The 22768-nt window shown below is 69.2% G+C and carries 21 protein-coding genes; 9 read left to right on the top strand and 12 right to left on the bottom strand.

From position 1 onward, the window contains the following. Window positions 1-178: 178 nt before the first annotated feature. The 4 genes from thpR to ACWPXE_RS27300 are packed head-to-tail and all read right to left on the bottom strand — an operon-like array spanning window position 179 to window position 3578. Entirely contained in the window at window positions 179-715 is a 537-nt protein-coding gene (thpR, locus tag ACWPXE_RS27315; RefSeq protein WP_454020343.1) for an RNA 2',3'-cyclic phosphodiesterase, read from the bottom strand. A 16-nt stretch (window positions 716-731) separates the two neighbouring features. After that, the gene (locus tag ACWPXE_RS27310) at window positions 732-1775 is read right to left on the bottom strand and encodes an NADP(H)-dependent aldo-keto reductase (protein WP_454020342.1); all 1044 of its coding nucleotides are present in this window, start codon (window positions 1773-1775) and stop codon (window positions 732-734) included. Between the two features lie 13 nt (window positions 1776-1788). Continuing rightward, a complete protein-coding gene (locus ACWPXE_RS27305) occupies window positions 1789-2964 on the bottom strand; it encodes an FIST signal transduction protein (protein ID WP_454020341.1) in 1176 nt (391 codons plus the stop codon). Window positions 2965-2969: 5 nt separating this feature from the next. Continuing rightward, entirely contained in the window at window positions 2970-3578 is a 609-nt protein-coding gene (locus ACWPXE_RS27300) for an arylesterase (protein WP_454020340.1), read from the bottom strand. 145 nt (window positions 3579-3723) lie between these two features. Between ACWPXE_RS27300 and ACWPXE_RS27295 the strand changes: the two genes are divergently transcribed. Further along, entirely contained in the window at window positions 3724-4458 is a 735-nt protein-coding gene (locus ACWPXE_RS27295) for an ABC transporter ATP-binding protein (RefSeq protein WP_454020339.1), read from the top strand. A gap of 108 nt (window positions 4459-4566) precedes the next feature. After that, a complete protein-coding gene (locus ACWPXE_RS27290; RefSeq protein ID WP_454020338.1) occupies window positions 4567-7092 on the top strand; it encodes an ABC transporter permease in 2526 nt (841 codons plus the stop codon). 120 nt (window positions 7093-7212) lie between these two features. On the opposite strand, the gene ACWPXE_RS27285 is transcribed toward ACWPXE_RS27290, so the two are convergent. From ACWPXE_RS27285 to dnaK, 3 genes are all read right to left on the bottom strand, one after another. Continuing rightward, window positions 7213-8340, bottom strand: a complete 1128-nt coding sequence (locus tag ACWPXE_RS27285; RefSeq protein ID WP_454020337.1) for a diguanylate cyclase — start codon at window positions 8338-8340, stop codon at window positions 7213-7215. A gap of 302 nt (window positions 8341-8642) precedes the next feature. Beyond that, entirely contained in the window at window positions 8643-9788 is a 1146-nt protein-coding gene (gene dnaJ, locus ACWPXE_RS27280; RefSeq protein ID WP_237904486.1) for a molecular chaperone DnaJ, read from the bottom strand. A 162-nt stretch (window positions 9789-9950) separates the two neighbouring features. Continuing rightward, window positions 9951-12020 (bottom strand): molecular chaperone DnaK, encoded by a 2070-nt coding sequence (dnaK, locus tag ACWPXE_RS27275; protein WP_454020542.1) that lies wholly within the window; start codon window positions 12018-12020, stop codon window positions 9951-9953. Window positions 12021-12420: 400 nt separating this feature from the next. Here dnaK and ACWPXE_RS27270 point away from each other — a divergent pair, with 400 nt between their 5' ends. After that, window positions 12421-12624, top strand: coding sequence for a hypothetical protein (locus ACWPXE_RS27270; protein ID WP_014239027.1), 204 nt, complete (start codon window positions 12421-12423; stop codon window positions 12622-12624). A 175-nt stretch (window positions 12625-12799) separates the two neighbouring features. Here the strand turns inward: ACWPXE_RS27270 and ACWPXE_RS27265 are convergent, their stop codons facing one another. Beyond that, on the bottom strand, window positions 12800-13315 hold the full coding sequence (locus tag ACWPXE_RS27265) for a hypothetical protein (protein ID WP_454020336.1): 516 nt from the start codon (window positions 13313-13315) through the stop codon (window positions 12800-12802). A 109-nt stretch (window positions 13316-13424) separates the two neighbouring features. On the opposite strand from ACWPXE_RS27265, the gene ACWPXE_RS27260 reads away from it, so the two are divergent. After that, window positions 13425-14321 (top strand): DUF1848 domain-containing protein, encoded by an 897-nt coding sequence (locus ACWPXE_RS27260; RefSeq protein WP_454020335.1) that lies wholly within the window; start codon window positions 13425-13427, stop codon window positions 14319-14321. A 34-nt stretch (window positions 14322-14355) separates the two neighbouring features. On the opposite strand, the gene ACWPXE_RS27255 is transcribed toward ACWPXE_RS27260, so the two are convergent. The 3 genes from ACWPXE_RS27255 to hrcA form a co-directional block, all read right to left on the bottom strand. Then, window positions 14356-14721: a response regulator gene (locus ACWPXE_RS27255; RefSeq protein ID WP_014239024.1), complete on the bottom strand. Its 366-nt coding sequence runs from the start codon at window positions 14719-14721 to the stop codon at window positions 14356-14358. Window positions 14722-14964: 243 nt separating this feature from the next. Then, a complete protein-coding gene (gene grpE, locus ACWPXE_RS27250) occupies window positions 14965-15588 on the bottom strand; it encodes a nucleotide exchange factor GrpE (RefSeq protein WP_454020334.1) in 624 nt (207 codons plus the stop codon). 79 nt (window positions 15589-15667) lie between these two features. Further along, window positions 15668-16708 carry a heat-inducible transcriptional repressor HrcA gene (gene hrcA / locus ACWPXE_RS27245; RefSeq protein ID WP_035670634.1) on the bottom strand — a complete coding sequence of 347 codons (1041 nt, stop codon included), beginning with the start codon at window positions 16706-16708 and terminating at the stop codon, window positions 15668-15670. A gap of 165 nt (window positions 16709-16873) precedes the next feature. On the opposite strand from hrcA, the gene rph reads away from it, so the two are divergent. The 5 genes from rph (at window position 16874) to ACWPXE_RS27220 (ending at window position 21902) form a co-directional block, all read left to right on the top strand. Continuing rightward, complete coding sequence (rph, locus tag ACWPXE_RS27240) at window positions 16874-17593, top strand: ribonuclease PH (RefSeq protein ID WP_174440200.1); 720 nt, start codon at window positions 16874-16876, stop codon at window positions 17591-17593. A gap of 133 nt (window positions 17594-17726) precedes the next feature. Next, a complete protein-coding gene (gene rdgB, locus ACWPXE_RS27235) occupies window positions 17727-18329 on the top strand; it encodes an RdgB/HAM1 family non-canonical purine NTP pyrophosphatase (RefSeq protein ID WP_454020333.1) in 603 nt (200 codons plus the stop codon). Further along, window positions 18317-19483 carry a radical SAM family heme chaperone HemW gene (hemW, locus tag ACWPXE_RS27230; RefSeq protein ID WP_454020332.1) on the top strand — a complete coding sequence of 389 codons (1167 nt, stop codon included), beginning with the start codon at window positions 18317-18319 and terminating at the stop codon, window positions 19481-19483. Before rdgB ends, hemW begins: the two co-directional genes overlap by 13 nt. Before the next feature lie 188 nt (window positions 19484-19671). After that, window positions 19672-21363 carry a methyl-accepting chemotaxis protein gene (locus ACWPXE_RS27225; RefSeq protein WP_454020331.1) on the top strand — a complete coding sequence of 564 codons (1692 nt, stop codon included), beginning with the start codon at window positions 19672-19674 and terminating at the stop codon, window positions 21361-21363. Between the two features lie 32 nt (window positions 21364-21395). Beyond that, window positions 21396-21902 carry a dihydrofolate reductase gene (locus ACWPXE_RS27220; protein ID WP_454020330.1) on the top strand — a complete coding sequence of 169 codons (507 nt, stop codon included), beginning with the start codon at window positions 21396-21398 and terminating at the stop codon, window positions 21900-21902. Between the two features lie 4 nt (window positions 21903-21906). On the opposite strand, the gene ACWPXE_RS27215 is transcribed toward ACWPXE_RS27220, so the two are convergent. Beyond that, window positions 21907-22731 carry a helix-turn-helix transcriptional regulator gene (locus ACWPXE_RS27215; RefSeq protein ID WP_454020329.1) on the bottom strand — a complete coding sequence of 275 codons (825 nt, stop codon included), beginning with the start codon at window positions 22729-22731 and terminating at the stop codon, window positions 21907-21909. Between the last annotated feature and the right edge of the window lie 37 nt (window positions 22732-22768).

Raw genomic sequence — 22768 nt, 5'->3', positions numbered from 1 at the left:
TTTCTCGGGGGACAAGAGGGTCTTCACGGATTACACGGATTTCTTTTGTTCATGCTTCAGCGCATGCCTTACCGATCAGCTCGCACTGGGCAAGACCAAATAAAAAATCCGTGTAATCCGTGCCTAAATCCGGGAAATCCGTGAAGACCCTGTTGCCCGACAAGAATCCCGAACCCACTCACCCCAACCCGTATTCCGACAGCGCCTCGTACACCGCGGCCCCCTTGCCCAGGTGGCTGCGGTAGAGCGTGAAGTGCTCCACCCGGATCGGACCGGCGCGGAACATCCCGCGCTCCTCGACGAAGCGCCCGATCCGGTCCTTCGGCGCGTCCTTCAGCCGGGCGAGCGTGACGTGGGGCGAGAATTTGCGCTCCTCCGCCGGCAGGCCGCAGCGGACCAGCGCCGACTCGACCTTGGACTGGAGGTGCGACAAGGCGTCGCTGCGCTCCACCCCAGCCCAGAGGACGCGGGCGTTGCGGCCGCTGCCGTACACGCCCACGCCGTCCAGAACCAGATCGAAGGCCGGCGCCACGATCTGCGCCAGCGACTCGTCGATCTCCGCCGCCTGATCTCCCGGCACCTCCCCGATGAAGCGGAGCGTCAGGTGCAGGTTGTCCGCATCGGTCCAGCGGGCGCCGGGCACACCGCCGCCCAGCCCCGCCAGACGCCGGCGCACATCCTCCGGAAAATCGAGGGCGACGAAGAGACGGATCATTGGCTTTCCGGAACGGTTACGGGCAGGGGTCGGGATAGCGGGCGTTGACCGCCTCGATATCCTTCATCACCTCATCCGACAGCGTGACGTCCACCGCCGCGATGTTGGACTTCAGGTCCTCCATGGTCGTCGCGCCGATCAGCGAGGACGCCACGAAGGGCTGCTGCAGGGTGAAGGCGATGGCCATCTGCGTCGGCGACAGGCCGTGGCGCCGGGCGACATCCAGATACTCGCGGGTGGCCGCATCGGCGTTGACGGTGGCGTAGCGCGACTTGCGGTGATCCAGCGCGCGGCGGGTGCCGGCGGGAACGGCGCCGTCCAGATATTTGCCGGTCAGCGTGCCGGCGGCCAGCGGCGAGTAAGCGAGAAGCCCCACATCCTCGCGCAGGGACACCTCGGCCAGACCCTGCTCGAAGGTCCGGTTCAGCAAGTTGTAGGCGTTCTGGATCGAGGCGATGCGCGGCAGGCCCTTGTCCTCCGCCAGCTTGAGGAACTGCATCACCCCCCAGGGCGACTCGTTCGACACGCCGATGTGGCGGACCTTGCCGGATGTCACCAGCTCGTCGAGCGCCGCCAGGGTCTCCTCGATGGGCGTGCCGTCCTTCTCCGGCCGGTGGACGTAGTTGCGCGCGCCGAAGCGGTTGGTCGAACGGTCGGGCCAGTGGAGCTGGTACAGGTCGATGTAGTCCGTCTGGAGCCGGCGCAGGCTGGCCTCCACCGCCGCGAAGATGTTGGCGCGGTCGAGCTTTGCCTCGCCGTTGCGCACCCAGGCGAAGCCGCCGTCGGTGGCGCCGACGACCTTGCTCGCCAGGATCACCTGGTCGCGCTTGCCGTTCGCCTTGAACCAGGTGCCGATCACCTCCTCCGTACGTCCGTACGTGTCGGCGGTCGGGGGGATGGCGTACATCTCCGCCGTGTCCCAGAAATTGACGCCCTCGCCGAGCGCGTAATCCATCTGGGCGTGGCCCTCGGCCTCGCTGTTCTGGCGGCCCCAGGTCATGGTGCCCAGGCCGATGGCGCTGACCGACAGGCCGGTGCGGCCGAGCGGACGGTATTGCATTTGTCTATGATCCTTAAAGGAACAGGGTGAGCACGCCCGTGTATCCGTACAGGCGGGCGTTGGAGATCTCGCCGCTGGCGAAGAATCCGGCCAGCGGGATGTCGCCGAAGGTTTCGCGGATCAGCGCCAGCTCCTGGCTGCCCTCGCCGAACAGGCTGGGGCCGCGGGCGATGCAACTGACGTAGAGGGCGCCCTTCGGGGTGGTCTTCACGCGCTTCTTCAGATTGGCCAGCATGCGGCGCATGTCGGCCTCGGCGCTTTGCTGGTCGCGGCGGGTGAACAGGATGGGCTGGCCGCTCTGCACATGGTGGGCGACGGCGATCCAGCCGGCGCGCGGGTCGATGGCGATCAGGTCGCGGACCAGATAGTCCGCTGTGTCGCTGCCAGCGATCGGCAGGCCGGCGAAGATGTAGCCGGACACCCGCTTGAGGTCGCGGGCCAGCAACTCGCCGATGTCCTCCTTGAAAACCTCCAGCGCCGGGCGCCCGTCGATCTCCAGGACGACGTTGTCCTCCGCCGCGGTGATGGTGCGCACCGGCCCGATGGGCGTGCAGCCCTGGCTGAGCCCGGTGGCGACCGGCACCTGCGGCGCGAACAGCACGCCCGACACGCCGCCGTCGGCCACCGGCCCGCCGACCATCGTGGCGGTGTTGCCGGGGATGGTGAATTGCGGGAACTCCGACCGCGAGGCCGACAGGCCGCCGACCAGGAAGGCCCCGGTTGATTCCGCCAGCGAAACGACCAGCCCGGCCAGATCCTGGTGGCGCGGGTCGGCGTGGGCGAGCGCCAGCATGGCGCCGTGCTTGTCCAGCCAGCCGCCGGCCATGCGGCGCAACGGCTCCATGTCGCCCGACACCACCGGGAACAGGCGGAAGCCCTCCGGCGGCAGGCGGGCCACCATCACGGCGATGCCCGGCTTGTCGAAGATCTCCTCGTCGTTGGCGCAGACGCCGATGCCGACCGTGCCCACCCAGTCGCGGATGCCGGTGACGCCGCGCAGCAGGGTGACCATGCTCGTCGCGTGCTCGGCCAGCGCGTCGGTGATGTAGAGGAAGCCGAGGTTGCAGCCCTCCACCGCGCCGAGTTCGTCCAGGCACGACTTGACGACGGCGCCCCATTCGGTGCCGGTGGCCGATGCGGCCTTGAAGCAGGTCTCGGTGGTGGCGCTGTCGCCGGCCAGGGTCGCCATGGGTCTCAGTCTCCGCTTTTGGCGATGCCGTCCAGAAGGCGGGCGACGTGGGGCGTGATGCGCTCCACGATCACCTTCACGCCGGCCGCGTTGGGATGGATGCCGTCGGGCTGGTTCAGCGCGGCGTCGGCCGCTACGCCGTCCAGGAAGAACGGGTAGAGCTGTACGTCGTACGCCTTCGCCAGATCCGGGTAGATGGCGTTGAAGCTCTCCATGTACGCGCGGCCCAGGCTGGGCGACGCGTACATGCCGGCCAGCAGCACGGGCAGCTTCTCGCCGGTCAGCCGCTTCAGGATGGCGTCGAGGTTGGCGCGCGCCGCGGCGGGGTCGAGCCCGCGCAGCATGTCGTTCGCCCCCAGTTCCACCAGCACGGCGTCCGGCTTGTCGGCCAGCGCCCAGTCGAGCCGCGACAGACCGCCGGCCGTGGTGTCGCCCGACACGCCGGCGTTGACGACGGTGACGTCGTAGCCCTTCGCCCGCAGCGCCGCCTGCAACTGGGGAGTGAAGGACTGCGCTTCGGGAAGGCCGTAGCCGGCGGTCAGGCTGTCGCCGAGCGCCAGAAGGGTGTAGGGGCCTTTCCCCGCCCCGCTCTGGGCGAGCGCGGGGGCGGTCATGCCGACCCCTGCGCCGATTCCCACAACGACGGCGAGAGCGGCCAGCCCTGACCGAAGGAGGGCCATGTTGAAATGGCGGCGCACCATGCCATATGGCGTGAGGTTTTCCCGCCCATTTCCCCGCCCGTTCCAGAGACGCATGCCAATGTCCCGACCCGATTCCGTTGAGGCCACCATCGTCGATCTCGACGAGGTGCATCTGAGATTGGACAGCGCGGCCGGACCCGTCAACATCCTGAGAGGCTTGAATCTCCGCATCCGGCCCGGTGAACGGGTCGGCGTGGTCGGCCCGTCGGGCTCCGGCAAATCGACCATGATGATGGTCATGGCCGGGCTGGAACGCCCCACGGGCGGGACCGTGCGCGTCGCCGGACAGGATCTGGGCCGGCTGGACGAGGACGGGCTTGCGCGCTTCCGCCGCGACCATGTGGGGATCGTCTTCCAGGCTTTCCACCTCGTGCCGACGATGACCGCGCTGGAGAACGTCGCCATCCCCCTGGAATTCGCCGGGGCCGCCGACGCCTTCGACCGCGCGCGCTCCGGGCTGGAGGCGGTCGGGCTGGGCCACCGGCTGAGCCACTATCCGGGCCAGCTGTCCGGCGGCGAGCAGCAGCGCGTCGCCCTGGCCCGCGCCTTCGTCGCCGAGCCGTCGCTGCTGCTGGCCGACGAGCCGACCGGCAACCTCGACATCGGCACCGGCGCCACCATCGTGGAGCTGCTGTTCGACCTTGCCGAGCGGCGGGGCACAACGCTGGTGCTGATCACTCACGACCCCTCCCTGGCCGACCGCTGCGACCGGACCGTGCGCCTGATGGACGGACGCATCGTCGACGACGGCCTCGCCGCCCGCGCCGAACGCGAACGCGTGGTGGGGGATTGAGATGTCCGGGAGCGTGGCTGAGCCGGGCCCCCACCCAACCCCCCCCCGATGTGCAGGGGGGGGCTTTATCCACCCCTCACACATCGTCACACCCGGCCGGACGCACCGATGACCAACCTCGCCCTCGCCTTCCGACTGGCCCGCCGCGAGCTGCGCGGGGGCCTGAAGGGGTTCCGCATCTTCCTGGCCTGTCTGACGCTCGGCGTCGCGGCCATCGCTGCGGTCAATTCCGTGTCCGGCGGCGTGCTGTCGGGCCTGCAGGCGGACGGGCGGGCAATCCTGGGCGGCGACGTCGCGCTGCGGCAGATCTACGCACCGCCGACCGACGAGCAGCGCTCCTGGCTGGAACAGGCCGGGCGCCTGTCGCAGTCGGTGGACATGCGCGCCATGGCCCGCTCCGCCGACGACGCGCGGTCCACGCTGGTCGAACTGAAGGCGGTGGACGGCGTCTACCCGCTCTACGGCTCCGTGGCCCTGGCGCCGGAGGGTGACCTGCACACGGCGCTGGCCAACCGCGACGGGCGCTGGGGGGCGCTGGTCGAGGACGGGCTGCTCGACCGGCTGGGGCTGAAGACCGGCGACACGCTGCGGCTGGGCGAGGGCGAGTTCGCCGTGCGCGGCGTGCTGACGCGGGAGCCGGACCGGGCGTCCAACGGCGCCTTCTCGCTGGGGCCGCGGGTGATGATCGGCCTGCCGTCGCTGGAGGGCACCGGCTTGCTCCAGCCCGGCAGCATCGTCTATTGGACCGCCAAGCTGGCCCTGCCGCCGGGCACCGACGTGGCGGCGTGGCAGAAGGCGCTGACGGCGCGCTTCCCCGATGCCGGCTGGCGGGTCCGCGACTTCACCAACGCCTCCCCGCAGATCGAGCGCTTCATCGACCGCATGACGCTGTTCCTGACGCTGGTCGGGCTGACCGCCCTGCTGGTCGGCGGGGTCGGGGTGGGCAACGCGGTGCGCAGCCATCTCGACTCGCGCGCCCGCACCATCGCCACGCTGAAATGCCTGGGCGCGCCGGGCGATCTGGTCTTCCAGGTCTATCTGCTGCAGATCCTCGCCTTGTCCGGACTGGGCATCCTCTTGGGGCTGCTGCTCGGCGCGGTGGCGCCGCTGGGGCTGGGGTCGCTGCTCGATCAGGTGTTGCCGGTGCCCACCCGGATCGGCGTCTACCCGGGCGCCCTGGCGCTGGCCGCGCTCTACGGCCTGCTGACCGCGCTGACCTTCTCGCTGTGGCCGCTGGGCCGCGCGCGGGAGGTGCCGGCGGCGGCGCAGTTCCGCGATGTGGTCGCCCCCGCCGGAGGCCGCCCGCGCGCGGTCTATCTGGCGGCGATGGCGCTGACCGTGGCGGCGCTTGCCGGGCTGGCCGTCGCGACGGCGCACAACAAAATGTTCGCCGCCTGGTTCGTGGGCGGCTCCATCGCCACCTTCATCGCCTTCCGCGTGGCCGCCTGGCTGGTGGTGCGCGGGGCCGCGGCGGCGGGGCGCCCACGCCGTCCGGGGCTGCGGCTGGCGCTCGCCAACCTGCACCGGCCTGGCAACCCGACCGGGGCGGTGGTGCTGTCGCTCGGCCTCGGCCTGACGGTTCTCGTCGCCATCGCGCTGATCGAGGGCAACTTCTCCCGCCGGGTCAACGAGACGATCCCGAAGGACGCGCCCAGTTTCTTCTTCGTCGACATTCAGCCCGACCAGTTCGAACCGTTGAAACGGATGGTCAGCGCTCTGCCCGGCACCAGCGGGTTCGAAGCGGTGCCGTCCTTGCGCGGACGGATCGAGACGGTGAACGGTCAGCCGGCGGAAAGGGCGCTGGTCAACCCCGAGCAGTCCTGGGTGCTGTCCGGCGACCGCGGCATCACCTATTCCGCCAAGCTGCCGGAGCATTCGGAGATCGTCGCCGGCTCCTGGTGGCCGGAGGACTACAAGGGGAAGCCGCTGATCTCCATCCACCAGAACGTGGCGAGCGCCTTCGGCATCGGTCCCGGCGCGACGATGGGGATCAACGTCCTGGGCCGCACCATCGAGGCGACGGTTGGCAACGTGCGCGCCGCCGACTTCTCGACGCTGGCCATCAACTTCGCCCTGGTCTTCGCGCCGGGCACGCTGGAGCGGGCGCCACAGACCTGGATCGCCACCGTCCGCAGCACCCCGGCGGCGGAGCCGGAGGTCCAGCGCTCCGTCCTGCAGCGCTTCCCCAACGTGACGCTGGTCCGGGTGAAGGACGCGCTGGACACGGTGGGCACCATGCTGGGCCACATCGGCACGGCGGTGCGCATCACCGCGGGCATCACGCTGGCCGCCGGCACGCTGGTGCTGGCCGGCGCGGTCGCCGCCGGGCACCGCCGCCGGGTCTACGACGCGGTGGTGTTGAAGGTGCTGGGCGCCACGCGGGCCGACGTGCTGAAGGCGTTCCTGCTGGAATACGGGCTGCTGGGCATCCTGACCGCGGCCATCGCCGGGGTCATCGGCACCATCACGGCCTGGGCGGTGATGACCTTCCTGATGCGCTGGGACTGGACCTTCCTGCCGTCGGCCGTGCTGACCACGGCGCTGCTCAGCACGGCCATCACGCTGGCCTTCGGCTTCCTCGGGACGTGGCGGGCGCTCGGCCAGCCCTCCGCCCCGCTGCTGCGCAACGACTAAAGCGGATTGCCATCCGCTTTGGACCGCGACGGCGGTCCCGGTCGCACATGCGACCGGAGCCCGCCGGCGAATGAGGCGATAAGAGTCTAAAGCGAACGGAAGTTCGCTTTAAGGGAGCGGTCAGGCCGGTTCGGGGACCCGGTCGTCGGCGACGATCCGGTTCTTGCCGGACTGCTTGGCCGCGTACATGCGCTGGTCGGCCAGATCGACCAGCCTTTCCCAGTCCACCGGGCGGTCGTGGAGGTATTCGGCGACGCCGATGCTGGCGGTCTGCGGGGTGCCGTCCGGGCGCTTGCCCAGGCCCCGCTCGTGCAACCGCTCCACCGCGGTCAGGGCGCCCTGACGGCCGGTGTTGGGCATGATGACCACGAACTCCTCGCCGCCCCAGCGGACCAGCACGTCGGACTGGCGCAGCATGGCGCGGATCGCCTCCGCCGATCGCCCGAGCTGTTTGTCGCCCTGGTCGTGGCCGAACCGGTCGTTGATCGACTTGAAATTGTCCAGGTCGAAGAAGATCACCGACAGCGGATGGTCCGAGCGCTGGGCGTGCGCGAACTGCAACCGCAGAAGCTCCTCCCCGATGCGGCGGGAGAAGGCGCCGGTCAGCCCGTCGTGCGACGCCTGATCGACCAGGGCCATCATGAAGTGCAGCTGGCTCATCGCCGCCAGCGTCGCCACCACCATGATGAGCACCAGCAGCCACAGGGCGCCCAGATAGGAGGGGAAGGGGAAGACCAGCGAACCGTAGAACCCGGCCAGCATATGCGCCGCCAGCATCGGCGTCGCGAAGGCGAGCCCCTCCAGCGCGGTCAGCGGGAAGACGCTGAGCCCCGCCACCATCACGAAGGGCAGGAAGGCGTAGCCGGCGGCGACCGCCAGCGCGCTGCCCGCGATCATGTCCTCGTTCAGCATGGGGTGCGAGGCGAGGAAGAAGATCGTCGGCACCGCCAGCAGCAGGGCCAACCCCCGCCACGCGCTGCCCATGTCGTCGCAGATCCGGTAGCCGAGCGCCAGCGCGCCGAAGGCGAAGCTGGACACCAGCCGCAGGCCGGCCAGATAGCCCCACAGAGGCCAGGGGAAGATGAAGACGTCGATGACGATCCACAGCGGCGTCAGCACCGCGAACACGGCCGCGACCATGCGGACGCGGGAATGGATCAGCACGGCCCGGCGACGCTGGATGATCGGGGTGTGCCCCCCGGGATGCATCAGGTCGCGCAACTGCTCGAAGGAGAGATCGCCGCTCACCGCCTGGAATGCCCTCTCCGCGAACCGTCTGAGGAGATTAAGCGCTTGTTGATACACGCGATGCCCCCCATCGGCAACGGCAATTGCTATGATTTCCAGGGATACGTGCGTATGCGGCGCGGCCTGTGGCATCAACGCATGTGTACGTGATTTGCCGGGACAGTCTTCCCGCCACCCGCCGCTGTCAACGCCAGAGTGGTCATACCACTGGGGCAAAAGCACGCGGCGCGCATGAAAAAGGCCCGGCACGAAAAAGGCCCGGCGATGGGCCGGGCCTTTTCCTGCGGTCGGAACGGAGGCGGTCAGTCCTTCAGGTCTTCCCAAAGCTCCTTCACCTTGGCGAAGAAGCCTTCGGACTGCGGGTGCGAACCTTCCTTGCCGGCGGTGTCGAACTCGCGCAGAAGCTCCTGCTGCTTCTTGGTCAGGTTGACCGGAGTCTCGACGACGGCCTGGATGTACATGTCGCCGCGCTGCTGGCTGCGCAGCACCGACATGCCCTTGCCCTTGATGCGGAACTGGTGGCCGGACTGGGTGCCGGGCGGGACCGTCACCTTGGTGCGGCTGCCCTCGATGGTCGGCACTTCCACCGTGCCGCCCAGCGCCGCGGTGGTCATGGGAATCGGCACGCGGCAATGGATGTTGGCGCCATCGCGCTGGAAGATCGGGTGCGGCGCGATGGCCAGGAAGATGTAGAGGTCGCCCGGCGGCGCCCCGCGCAACCCCGCCTCGCCCTCGCCGGCCAGACGGATGCGCGTGCCGTCCTCCACGCCAGCGGGGATGTTGACCTGGAGGGTCTTCTCCTTGCGCAGGCGTCCGGCACCGCCGCAGCTCTTGCAAGGGTCCTTGATGACGCGGCCCTGGCCGTGGCAGGCCGGGCAGGTGCGCTCGATGGTGAAGAAGCCCTGCTGGGCGCGCACTTTGCCATGGCCCTGGCAGGTCGGGCAGGTGACCGGCTGGGTCCCCGCCGCCGCCCCGGAGCCGCTGCAGGAGTCGCAGGCGACGGTAGAGGGAACGCGGACGTTGGCCGTGGTGCCCTTGAAGGCTTCCTCCAGCCCGATCTCCAGATTGTAGCGCAGATCCTGGCCGCGGCCCGACGCGCCGCCGCCGCCGCGGCGCCCGCCCATGAACTCTCCGAACATCTCGTCGAAGATGTCGGCAAAGCCGCCGCCGCCGCCGCTGAAATCGAAGCCGCCGAAACCACCGCCGGCCCCGCCGCGCCCGTTCTCGAAGGCGCCGTGGCCGAAGCGGTCATAGGCCGCGCGCTTCTGCTCGTCCTTCAGAACGTCGTAGGCTTCGCTGATTTCCTTGAACTTGTGCTCGGCGTCCTTGTCACCCTGGTTGCGGTCCGGGTGATACTGCATCGCCATCTTGCGGTACGCTTTTTTGATCTCGTCCGCGCTGGCGCCCTTCGCCACCCCGAGCAGCTCGTAATAGTCCTGTTTCGCCATGGGCCCCGACCGCCTTCACATACTAATAGACCAATCATATCTCCGGCCCGCCACCGCAGGACGGATGACGGGCCGGACGATACTGCATGGCGCCGGGTTCTCCCGGCTGTGACACCGGAGGCAACGGGCGGTTGCCCAACGGTTGCCTCCGGTTCCGAACGCTTAGGCCGACTTCTTCTTGTCGTCGTCCACTTCCTCGAAGTCGGCGTCGACCACGCCCGGCTCGTTCGGGGCGGCGCCCGCCGCACCGGCGGCACCGGCGCCCGGGGCCTCGCCCTGGCCGGCCTTGTACATGGCCTCGCCCAGCTTCATCGACACCTGGGCCAGCGCCTCGGTCTTCGCCTTCACGGCCTCCAGGTCCTCGCCGTCCAGCACCGACTTCAGCTCGGCCACGGCGGCCTCCGCGGCGGTCTTGTCGGCGGCGGGGATCTTGTCGGCGTTCTCCTTGATCGTCCGCTCGGTCGTGTGGATCAGGGCGTCCGCATGGTTGCGGGCGTCCACCAGCTCACGCCGCTTCTTGTCGTCGGCGGCGTGGGCCTCGGCGTCCTTGACCATCTTGTTGATGTCGGCGTCCGACAGGCCGCCCGACGCCTGGATGCGGATCTGCTGCTCCTTGCCGGTGGCCTTGTCCTTCGCCGTGACGCTGACGATGCCGTTGGCGTCGATGTCGAAGGTCACCTCGACCTGCGGCACGCCGCGCGGGGCCGGCGGGATGCCGACGAGGTCGAACTGGCCGAGCATCTTGTTGTCCGCGGCCATCTCGCGCTCGCCCTGGAAGACGCGGATGGTCACCGCGTTCTGGTTGTCCTCGGCGGTCGAGAAGGTCTGGGACTTCTTGGTCGGGATCGTCGTGTTGCGGTCGATCAGGCGGGTGAAGACGCCGCCCAGCGTCTCGATGCCCAGCGACAGCGGGGTGACGTCGAGCAGGAGGACGTCCTTGACCTCGCCCTTCAGCACGCCGCCCTGGATGGCGGCGCCGATGGCGACGACCTCGTCCGGGTTCACGCCGCGGTGCGGCTCACGGCCGAAGAACTGCTTCACCGCCTCGATGACCTTGGGCATGCGGGTCATGCCGCCGACCAGGATCACCTCGTCGATCTCGTTGGCCTTCAGGCCGGCGTCGCGGAGCGCGGCCTTGCAGGGCTCGATCGTGCGGGCGACCAGCTCGTCGACCAGGGCTTCCAGCTTGGCGCGGGTCAGCTTGACGTTCAGGTGCTTCGGGCCGGACTGGTCGGCGGTGATGAAGGGCAGGTTGACCTCGGTCTGCATGGCCGAGGACAGCTCGATCTTCGCCTTCTCCGCGGCTTCCTTCAAACGCTGCAGTGCCAGACGGTCCTTGCGCAGGTCGATTCCCTGCTCCTTCTGGAACTCGTCGGCGAGGTAGTCGATGATGCGGGCGTCGAAGTCCTCACCGCCGAGGAAGGTGTCGCCGTTGGTCGACTTCACCTCGAACACGCCGTCGCCGATCTCCAGCACGGAGACGTCGAAGGTGCCGCCGCCGAGATCGTAGACCGCGATGGTGCCGGCGCCCTTCTTCTCCATGCCGTAGGCCAGAGCGGCCGCCGTCGGCTCGTTGATGATGCGCAGCACTTCCAGGCCGGCGATCTTGCCGGCGTCCTTGGTCGCCTGGCGCTGGCTGTCGTTGAAGTAGGCCGGAACGGTGATGACCGCCTGGGTCACCTTCTCGCCCAGGTAGTTCTCCGCCGTCTCCTTCATCTTCTGCAGGATGAAGGCGCTGATCTGCGACGGGCTGTACTTCTTGCCGACGGCCTCCACCCAGGCGTCGCCGTTGTCGCCGGAGATGATCTTGTAGGGAACGAGGCCCTGGTCCTTCTTGGTCAGCGGATCGTCGTAGCGGCGGCCGATCAGACGCTTGATCGCGAAGAGGGTGTTCTCGGGGTTCGTCACCGCCTGACGCTTGGCCGGCTGGCCGACCAGACGCTCCGCGTTCTGCGCGAAGGCGACCATGGAGGGCGTGGTGCGCGTGCCTTCGGCGTTCTCGATCACCTTGGCGCTGGAGCCTTCCATGACGGCCACGCAGGAGTTCGTGGTGCCGAGGTCGATGCCAATGACTTTGCTCATGTTCAGCCTCTGTTGTTCGGCAGATGCGTGGCGGCCCGTTTGGTCCGGCACCGCCGCGATCCCCTTGGGGTCGGTGGAACGGTTGGGTGGATTCACGTCTGTCGCCGGAGATATAGGCAGGTGCGTTTCGGGCTGCAACGCCCTGGTCATTCCGCCAACCGTCAAAAGACCAAAAGGTGACGCGCACGCCGGGGCATATCGTCGCGCCTGCGGCTTCGCGCCGCAAGTGAATACCAGGGTATTCAGAAGCATAAGGCGTGCAACCGCCCTCCTTTATCCCCCGACCGTGCCGGAAGCGGTCTGTTACAGGGCTTTAACACAAGCAAAACGGTCGCAACCCAGCCATGTTAACTTTTCATTAACAAGTAATGGTGTGCATTACAGTGCACAATCAATTGCCGGTTGCCTTGTTTCTTTGTTGTCCGAAGATTCTAATAGTGGAGAGTCGAAGGAAATATGATATATCCCTCGCTGGTCAGGGGGCCGCTCTTGCCAGCAGATATGGCTTTCCGAAGCGGGACCGTGTGCAGCATTCCATAGGGGGATCAAGATGATGGACGAACGGCGCGACATGGCTCTGGCCATCAAGTCCTGCCTCGACAGCCTTATGGACGACGCGACGAAGTGCGACCTGGACGATCTGGCGCGCTTCATCAGCTTGGCCGCCCTGGCGGCGGAAGAGGCGGCCATGGCCTTCGATCCGAAGGCGGCGCAGTTGAAGGCCCTGATGTCCGGCGGCGCCGGCCACTGCTGACCGCCGGAATCTTGATTGCCGGAATCTTGACCGCCTGAGCGCTGAACGCCTGAACCGGCGCGGGAACGCCGGAGACTTCGGGCTCGCAAGACATCAGGCCGCAAAAGAACCGGAAAAGAAAAAGCCGCCCTCGACGGGGCGGCTTTCCTGCTTCCGACGGCTGTCCCGAATCGTTCTACAGGATCTCCGCCGCGCGGATCGCCCCGTCGAGCAGGGCCAGCGTGCCGGCGCAGGACTCATCCCCATCCATGACCATGGGCAGGCGGTAGCTGAACATGGCCGCCGCCGCCTCGCCGTCCCGCTCCGCCCCGACCAGCCAGAGGTAATGGGCGTCGGTGCCGCCGTCCTCCTCCGTCATCATCACCGCCTGGGCCAAGACGCCGTCGTCGCCCCAGGGCTCGACGATCCGGTCGCTGGCGCGCTGGTCGTCGGGGCGCACGAAGCGCAGCGCCATCTCGCGCAGCACCGCCACCGCACCGTCCGGCCCGTCCTTGGGCGCCACCCGGTCGGTGACCAGCCGCAGCACGCCCCCCGCCGGGGCCGGCGGGTGGAAGGCGGCCACGGCGTGGCCCTCATGCTCCTCCACCTCCGGGCGCCAGCCGTCCGGCAGCCGGAACCGCACCACCCCTTCCCACTCCACGCTGTGGCCCGCACCGTTGCCCACGCTGTGGCCGTCCTGTCCGCCCGTCACGGCATCCTCCCCTGATCCTGTGCCCCTCTGATCCTGTGCCGGCACTTTAGGCCGAAGCGCCGGCGAATCCAGCCTTGATCGCGGCCCGCCGGGCCACCATGGTCCGGCGATGATCATTTCCGCCAGCTACAAGACGGACATCCCCGCCTTCTACGGGCGCTGGTTCCTGAACCGGCTGGAGGCCGGGCACTGCCGCATGGTCAACCCCTATGGCGGCCAGACCTACCGCATCGGTCTGACCCGCGCGGAGGTCGATGGCTTCGTCTTCTGGACCAAGAATCTCGGCCCCTTTCTGCCGGGGCTGGAGGAGGTCTCGGAACGCGGCTTTCCCTTCGTCGTCCAGTACAGCATCACCGGCCTGCCCACTGCGCTGGAGCGCTCCGTCCCCGACGCGGAGCTTGCGGTGGAGCACATGGCCCGGCTGCGCGACCGCTGGGGGCCGCGCGCCGCCGTCTGGCGCTACGACCCCATCGTGACGGCACCCATCGTGGAGGCAGAAGCCACGCCGCCGTCCTGGCACCGCGAGACCTTCGCCCGGCTGGCTGGCCGGATGCGCGGCCTGACCGACGAGGCGGTGGTGTCCTTCCTTCAGCCCTACCGCAAGACGGCGCGCAACCTGGACGCCGCCGGTGTGCCCTGGCGCGACCCGGACCCCGAGGAAAAGCGCGCCCTGCTGGCCGATCTGGCCGGCATCGCCGCGGAGCACGGCATGGTGCTGACGCTGTGCACCCAGCCGGAACTGGCCGGCGTCCCCGGCACGGCGCCAGCCCGCTGCGTGGACGCGCAAAGGCTGTCCGACGTCGCCGGGCGGCCCATCGCGGCCAAGGAAAAGGGCAACCGCCCCGGCTGCCTGTGCGCGGAAAGCCGCGATATCGGCGATTACGACACCTGCCCGCACGGCTGCGTCTATTGTTACGCCGTCGCCAACCGCGCCACCGCGCAGCGACGCTTCGCCGCCCACGATCCGGAGGGGGAGTTCCTGTTCACGCGGGAGCGGGCGGGATAAGGCCCCCCGGCCCGCCGTCTCGGCGCCTTCCCGGTTACGGACAGACCTTCTTCACGGTCTCGACCAGCTTGTCCGGGTTGAAGGGCTTGACCAGCCAGCCGGTGGCCCCGGCCTCGCGGCCGGCAGTCTTCTTGGCGGGATCGGCCTCGGTGGTCAGCAGCAGGACAGGGGTGGCGCGGTTGAGCGCGCTGCCGCGGATGGCCCGGGTCAGTGCCAGACCGTCCATGCCCGGCATGTTCAGGTCGGTGATGATGCAGTCGAACTTCTGCCGGTTGACCTCCGCCAGACCGGCGGTGCCGTCCGCCGCCTCGGTGACGCCATAGCCGGCGTTGCGCAGCGTGAAGGCGACCATGTCGCGGATGGTCTTGGAGTCGTCGACGGTCAGAATGGTCTTGGCCACGGGTCCGGTTCCCTGAATGAGCGGCCGCCCGGAACGGGCAATTCACGGGGCGCCGCGAGACTCCCCGACGCGAATCGGGGTTCCGATGCGAATAGGCGAAGGACCAGCCCGGCGCAAGCCCTTCGGTACGCAAAGGATCGCGCGCGGACACTCATCCGGGACCGCCGAGCGAAAAAAAGCGGCGCGGCGGGCCATGCCGCCGCGCCGCCGCAAGAGACGTGCAGCCTGCCGTCCGGAGGACGGTCAGGCCTTCGTATCGACGTGCTGGCCGCCCATCTCGTGAGGACCGGCCTTGGCGACGCCCACCATGGCCTCGCGCAACAGGCGGCCGTGGATGGTGTAGCCGGGCTGGAGCACCTGCACGACGGTGCCGGCGGGCTTGCCGGTGTTCTCGATCTCGAACATCACCTGATGGAAATTCGGATCGAACAGCTCGCCGGTCGGGTCGATCTTCTTGATGCCCGCACGCTCGAAGGCGGAGATGAGCTGGCGCTCCGTCGCCTCCACGCCGACGGAGAGGCTCTTCAGCACCTCGTCGTTCTCTCGGCCCTCGGCGGGAACGGCCTCCAGCGCGCGGCGCAGGTTGTCGGCCACCGTCACCAATTCCTTGGCGAAGCTGGACACGGCGAACTTGCTGGCGTCCTCGCGGTCGCGCTGGGCGCGGCGGCGGGTGTTCTCCACCTCGGCCATCTGACGCAGGAGCTGGTCCTTCAGGCTGGCGACCTCGGCCTCAAGCTGGGCCACGCGATCCCCGGCACCGGCGTCCGCGGCCTTGTCCTGGGCGGCCTTCTCTTGGGCGGCCTTGTCCTGGACGGCTTCGGTCTGCTCCACCTCGGCTTCGGCGGGCTTGTTCTGCTCTTCGCTCATGGCTCTCTCGTTGTCGTCTTGGGTCGTCGTCTGATGAGGGATGGGTGAAGCATTGCCAAGGTCGTCACACGACAGGTCGTCACCCGACAAGGCGGCTGATGACCTTGGCTGTATAATCCACAAGCGGGATGATCCGGGCATAATTGATGCGGGTCGGGCCGATCACGCCGATGGCGCCGATCACCTGCTCGCGGCTGTTCTGGAAGGGAGAGATGATCAGCGAACAGCCGGAATGGCCGAACAGCACATTCTCCGCGCCGATGAAGATCTGCACCCCGTCGCCCTTCCCGGTGGCGTCGAGCAGGCGCAGCATGGTCTCCTTGGTCTCCAGCGCCTCGAACAGGGCGCGCACGCGCTCCAGGTCCGACAGGGCGGTGACGTCCTCCAGCAGCTTCGCCTGGCCGCGCACGATCAGCTGGCCGCTGTTCTGCCCGCCGCTGCCCGCCCAGGTGGCGAGACCGGCGGAGACCACGCGCTGCGACAATTCGTCCAGCTCGGTCTTCTGGTCCTCAATCTCGCGCAGCACGGCCTGCCGCGCCTCGTCCAGCGTGCGGCCGACCAGCTTCGCGCTGAGGAAGTTCGACACCATCTGCAGCGTCGCGGCGGGCACGCCGACCGGAACCTCGATGACGCGGTTCTCGACCAGCCCGTCCTCGTTGACCAGCACGACCAGCGCCCGGCCGGGCGCCAGCGACACGAACTCGATGTGCTTCAGCGGCCGGTCGGTCTTCGGCGCCACCACCAGCCCGGCGCAGTGCGACAGTCCCGACAGCAGGGTGGAGGCCTCGCCCAGCACGTCCTGCAGCGACCGCCCGGAGGAGGCGCATTTCGCCTCGATGGAACCGCGCTCGTCCTCGCTCAGGCTGCCGATCTCCAGCAGGCCGTTGACGAACAGGCGCAGCCCGGCCTCGGTCGGGATGCGGCCGGCGGAGGTGTGGGGGGCGTAGAGCAGCCCCTGTTCCTCCAGATCGGCCATGACGTTGCGGATGGTCGCGGGCGACAGGGCCATGCCGAGCCTCCGCGAGATCGTGCGCGAGCCTACCGGCTCGCCGGTCGCCACATAGGCGTCGACGATCAGCCGGAAGATCTCGCGGGACCGTTGGTTCAGCTCGGTGATCATGGCGGGGCGGGGACCGGACGATGCTGTTGGGGCACGGATAAGGGGCGTCCCGAATTTAGGCAGGTGTCCGCGCCGAATCAACGTGCGCCCCGGTTGCGCGCTGGACGGCGGGGGCGGCGGGCGCTAGCTTGCCGCCGATTTCAACAGATTCGCGGATCATGCCCGATGCGTCCCTCCGGCCGCGCCCACGACCAGTTGCGCACCATTTCCCTTGAGCCCCATTTCAGCAAGCACGCCGAGGGGTCCTGCCTGGTGCGGTTCGGCGACACGCACGTCCTGTGCACCGCCAGCGTGGACGAGGGCGTTCCGCGCTTCCTGAAGAACACCGGCCTGGGCTGGGTCACCGCCGAATACGGCATGCTGCCGCGCTCCACCCACAGCCGCACCGACCGCGAGGCCGCCAAGGGCAAGCAATCGGGGCGCACCCAGGAGATCCAGCGCCTGATCGGCCGTGCGCTGCGCGCCGTCACCGACCGTGCCGCCATGGGCGAGAAGCAGATCAAGATCGACTGCGACGTCATCCAGGCCGACGGCGGCACCCGCACCGCCGCCATCACCGGCAGCTTCGTCGCCCTGCATCTGGCCTTCCAGCATCTGATGCAGATCGGCGCGCTCAAGACCATGCCGCTGACCGACCATGTGGCCGCCGTCTCCTGCGGCATCTACAAGAACGCCAGTGTTCTCGACCTCGACTACGCCGAGGATTCGACGGCGCAGGCCGACGCCAACTTCGTGCTGACCGGCAACGGCGGCATCGTCGAGGTGCAGGGCACTGCCGAGGAGCGCCCCTTCAGCGAGCCGCAGTTCATGGAGCTGCTGGCGCTCGCCCGCAAGGGCATCAACGAGCTGGTGGCCTTGCAGAAGGCGGCGATCGCGGTGAAGTAAGGCGTCGCCCCCTCCCGCCCGCTTCGCGGGCACCCTCCCCCGCCGCCGGCGGTGGAGGGGAACAGGCCCCCTCTCCCGCGAAGCGGGGGAGGGTCGGGGTGGGGGCAACAGTCCACATCGAAGGAACTCCCCCATGACCACGCCTCCCCGCCGCTTCACGGGCGGCACGCTGGTGATCGCCAGCCACAACAAGGGCAAGGTCCGCGAGATCGCGGCTCTGCTCGGCCCCTACGCCGCGTCCTTCGTGTCCGCGGGCGAGCTTGGCCTGCCGGAGCCGGAGGAGACGGGGACCAGCTTCGTCGCGAACGCCGAGCTGAAGGCCCTGGCCGCCGCCAAGGCGGGTCATGTCGCGCTGGCCGACGACAGCGGGATGGTGGTGCCGGCGCTGAACGGCGATCCCGGCATCTACTCCGCCCGCTGGGCCGGTCCGGACAAGGACTTCCAGATGGCCATGGGCAAGGTCGAGGACGGGCTGAAGGGCCAGACCGACCGCCGCGCCTGGTTCGTCTGCGCCCTGTCGCTCGCCTGGCCGGACGGCCATGTCGAGACGGTGGAGGGCCGCTGCCCCGGCACGCTGGTCTGGCCGCCGCGCGGCGCGCATGGTTTCGGTTACGATCCGATGTTCAGGCCGGACGGCCACGACATCACCTTCGGCGAGATGGACCCGGCCAGGAAGCATGAGATGAGCCACCGGGCCGACGCCTTCCGCCAGCTTGTGGAGCGATGCTTCAAGTGACCCCCGATCCGGGCTTCGGGATCTACATCCACTGGCCCTTCTGCAAGGCGAAGTGCCCGTACTGCGACTTCAACAGCCACGTCCGCGACCGGGTCGAGCATGACCGCTGGCGCGCCGCGCTGGTGCGGGAGCTGGATCATTACGCGGACGCAACGCCCGGCCGCCGAGTCACCTCGGTCTTCTTCGGGGGCGGCACGCCGTCGCTGATGGAGCCGGCGACGGTCGGCGCCGTGCTGGAGCGCATCGCCACCCGCTGGACGGTCGGCGACGACCTGGAAGTGTCGCTGGAGGCCAATCCGACCTCGGTCGAGGCCGACAAGTTCCGCGCCTTCCGCGCCGCCGGGGTCAACCGCCTGTCGATGGGCATCCAGGCGCTGGACGACGCCGCGCTGAAGTTCCTCGGCCGCCAGCACAGCGCGGCCGAGGCGACCGGCGCCATCGCGCTGGCCGCCCGGACCTTCCCCCGCTTCAGCTTCGACCTGATCTACGCCCGCCCCGGCCAGTCCGTCGCAGCGTGGGAGGCGGAGCTGACCCGCGCGCTCGACCACGCGGTCGGCCATCTGTCGGTCTATCAGTTGACCATCGAGGAGGGCACGGCCTTCTTCCCCCTGCACGCGCGGGGCGATCTGGTGCTGCCCGACGAGGATCTGGCCGGCGACCTCTACGAGGCGACGCAGAACCTGCTCGACCGCGCCGGGCTGCCCGCCTACGAGATTTCCAACCACGCCCGCCCCGGCGAGGAGAGCCGCCACAACCTGACCTACTGGCGCTACGGCGATTACGTCGGCGTCGGTCCCGGCGCCCACGGCCGGCTGACGCTGGACGGCGAGAAGTTCGCCACCCGCGCCCACCGCGCCCCGGAAATCTGGCTGGAGCGGGTGGAGCGCGACGGCCACGGCGCCGCCGCGCCCGAGCCGGTCGCCCGCGAGTCCCGCGGGTCGGAGCTGCTGATGATGGGGCTACGCCTGCGCGAGGGGGTGGCCCGCGCCCGGCTGGTCGAGGAGACCGGCCGCGACCTCGACGGGCTGGTCGATCCCGCCGCGCTGGAGCGTCTGGTGGCCGGCGGCTTCCTGGAGGTCGGCAAGGACACGTTGCGCGCAACCCACGAGGGGCGGCAGCGGTTGAACGCCGTTCTGGGGGCTCTTCTGGCCTGACCGCGCCAATACCCGGAAACGTGGTGTGACAAAGGCGCCCAGTCCCCGGCGAGCGCCGCATTTTTATATGTCCGTTTATGATTTTCCTGTGACTGTCGATCATTCTTGGAGTCCCGGCAAAGACAAGGGCAAACAACCGCCGCTTGCCGGGACGCGGGACAGGGCAGACAGTTTCAGGCAGACATCCCATGACCCTCACGAAGCTTTCCATTCGGGCCAAGCTGTGGGCGCTCGTCGTCGCGGCTTCGGTCGCATCCTTCGCCATCGCCGGTGCCGGCCTTTATCTCAATTACAGCCGAATGCACGCCGACCGGCTGGACACGCTGCACAGCATCGTGGAAACCGGGGTCACCCTGGCCGCCACGCTGGAGGCGGACGCCGCCGCTGGCAAGATCACCCGCGAGGAGGGGCAGGCCCGCTTCAAGGCCGCGGTGGCCGGCATCCGCTACGCCGGCGGCAAGGAGTATCTCTTCGCCCACACCATGGACGGCTACGGCTTCGCCCACGTCAACGCGAAGCTGATCGGCGCCGACGTCAAGCCGCTGAAGTCGGCCAACGGCGTCCACATGATCGTGGAGTTCATCCGCATGGTCCGCGCCACCGGCGACGGCCTGCTGGAGTACGACTGGCCGCGCACGGTCGGCGGCAGCGACTTGGCGGTGAAGCTGGGCTATGTCCGCGGCTTCGAGCCGTGGAACATCTTCATCGGCACCGGCATCTTCATCGACGACATCCGGGCCGCCTTCCTGGACCAGCTCCGGACGCTGGCCTTCGTCATCCTCGCGCTGGCGGTGCCGGCCATCGGCCTGATCGCCTGGGTTGGCACCGACATCAGCCGGGTGTTGCGCGGGCTGGGCGCCAAGATGCGCTCGCTGGCCGACGGCAACCTGTCCACCCGCTTCCCCGAGGCGGAGCGCGGCGATGAGATCGGCGCCATGGCCAAGGCCGTGCTGGTCTTCCAGACCAACGCCCGCGACAAGCAGCGGCTGGAGGCCGAACAGGCCGCCTCGGCCCAGCGCGCCGGGGAGGAGAAGCGCCGCGCCATGCTGGCGCTGGCCGCCAGCTTCGAGCAGAGCATCGGCGCCGTCGTCCGCACCGTGTCCGACGCGGCGGCGACCATGGAGGAGCGCGCGGCCGAGATGAACCGCGCCGCCGCCCAGACCGACGAGCTGGCGACCTCGGTCGCTGCGGCGACCGAGCAGACCTCCGCCAACGTGCAGACCGTGGCCGCCGCGTCGGAGGAACTGGCCGGCTCGATCCAGGAGATCAGCCGTCAGGTCGCCGAGTCGTCGCGCATCGCCGGCGAGGCGGTGACTCTCAGCGGGCGGGCCAACGACAAGGTCGGCGGGCTGGCCGAGGCGGTGCAGAAGATCGGCGCGGTCGTCCAGCTCATCAACGACATCGCCAGCCAGACCAACCTCTTGGCGCTCAACGCCACCATCGAGGCGGCCCGCGCCGGCGAGGCCGGCAAGGGCTTCGCCGTGGTGGCGAGCGAGGTCAAGGCGCTGGCCAACCAGACCGCCAAGGCGACCGAGGAGATCGCCGCCCAGGTCGCCAACATCCAGTCCGTGACCGGCGACGCGGTCGGCGAGATCCAGGGCGTCACCCAGGTCATCCTGCGGGTGAACGAGATCGCGACCTCCATCGCCTCGGCGGTCGAGGAGCAGGGGGCGGCGACCCGCGAGATCAGCCGCAACGTCCAGGAAGCGGCGGGCGGCACGCAGGAGGTGTCGGCCAACATCACCGGCGTCACCGGTGCGGCGACCCAAAGCGGCGCCACCGCCCGCGACGTGCTGGAGATGTCGCGCCGGCTCGGCCACCAGCTCGACACGCTGCACCGCGAGGTCGGAGGCTTCCTTCAGCAGCTCCGCGCGGCGTAAGGTGGGGTGAGGGGTCCAGGAAAGGGATTGGGATGCGCATCAGTCTGGTGGTGGCCGCCGCGCGCAACGGTGTGATCGGCCGCGACGGCACCCTCCCCTGGTCCCTGCCCGGCGACCTGAAGCGCTTCCGGGAGCTGACGATGGGTAAGCCGGTCCTGATGGGCCGGCGCACCTGGGAGTCGCTGCCCCGCAAGCCCCTGCCCGGCCGCGACAACCTCGTGGTCAGCCGCAGCCATCCGGCGGGGGAGCGCGACGGCGCGCGCTGGTTCGGCGGCCTCGACTCGGCGCTGGACTGGTGCCGCGGCCGCGGCGTCCCGGAGGTCGCCGTGATCGGCGGCGCCGAACTGTTCCGCGAAACCCTGCCACTCGCCGACATCGTCCACCTGACCCGCGTCGAGCGGGATGTGGAGGGCGACACCGTCATGCCGCCGCTTGGGCCGGAGTGGGTGGAGACGGAACGCGGCCCGCTGCTGACCGAGAACGGGCTGGATTACCGCTACCTGGACCTCGTACGGCGCCCCGTCCGCGCTGGGGCGTGACGGGTCAGGCCAGCAGCGCCCGCACCCGCTCGGCGTCTTCCGGGGTTGCCGGGTTGTAGACGAGCATCGTCAGGTCCGGCCGCCCGTCCACGGCGAAGGCCGAATATTCCAACTCCAACGTGCCCAGCGTGGGATGGCGGAGGCGTTTGACGCCCTCCCCGAAATGGCTCACGTCGTTCGCAGTCCACAGGGCGGCGAATTCCGGACTCTGGCGCGACAGATCCTCGACCAGCACCCGCACCGCGTCGTCGGCACCGGCGCGCGCCGCGTCGGCGCGGAAGGCACCGACGACGAAGCGCGCCACCCCCTCCCAATCGAACTGGGCGGCCCGCACGCGCGGGTCGCAGAAGATGAGCCGCAGGATGTTGCGCCGGGCCGCCGGCAGGGCGCCATAGTCGGTCAGCACCGCGGCGGCGGCGCGGTTCCAGGCGACGACGTCCCAGGTCGCCGTCTTGACCAGGGCGGGGCTGGGGTTCAGCGCGTCCAGCACCCGCTGCAGGCGCGGCGTCACCGCCTCCCCCACCGGATGGCGCAGCGTGGGCAAGCGGTTGAGGCCGAGGAGGAAGAGATGCTCACGCTCGGCGTCGGTGAGCATCAGGGCGCGGGCGATGCGCTCCAGCACGTCGGCGGACGGCGCTCCGCCGCGCCCCTGCTCCAGCCAGGTGTACCAGGTGGTGCTGATGTTCGCGCGCTGGGCCACCTCCTCGCGGCGCAGGCCGCGCGTGCGCCGGCGCTCCGCGGAAAAGCCGAAGGCCGCGGGATCGAGCTTCGCCCGGCGGTCCTTCAGATAGGCGCCCAGCCGGCTTCCCCCCGATCCGTTCTCCGTCATGGCGCGCCGGCCCGTCCTGTTGGTCATTATACCCCGA

Source organism: Azospirillum sp. Marseille-Q6669, assembly GCF_965111635.1.
Note: the sequence above shows the minus strand (reverse complement) of the source record. Positions and strands in the feature narration are given on the sequence as shown.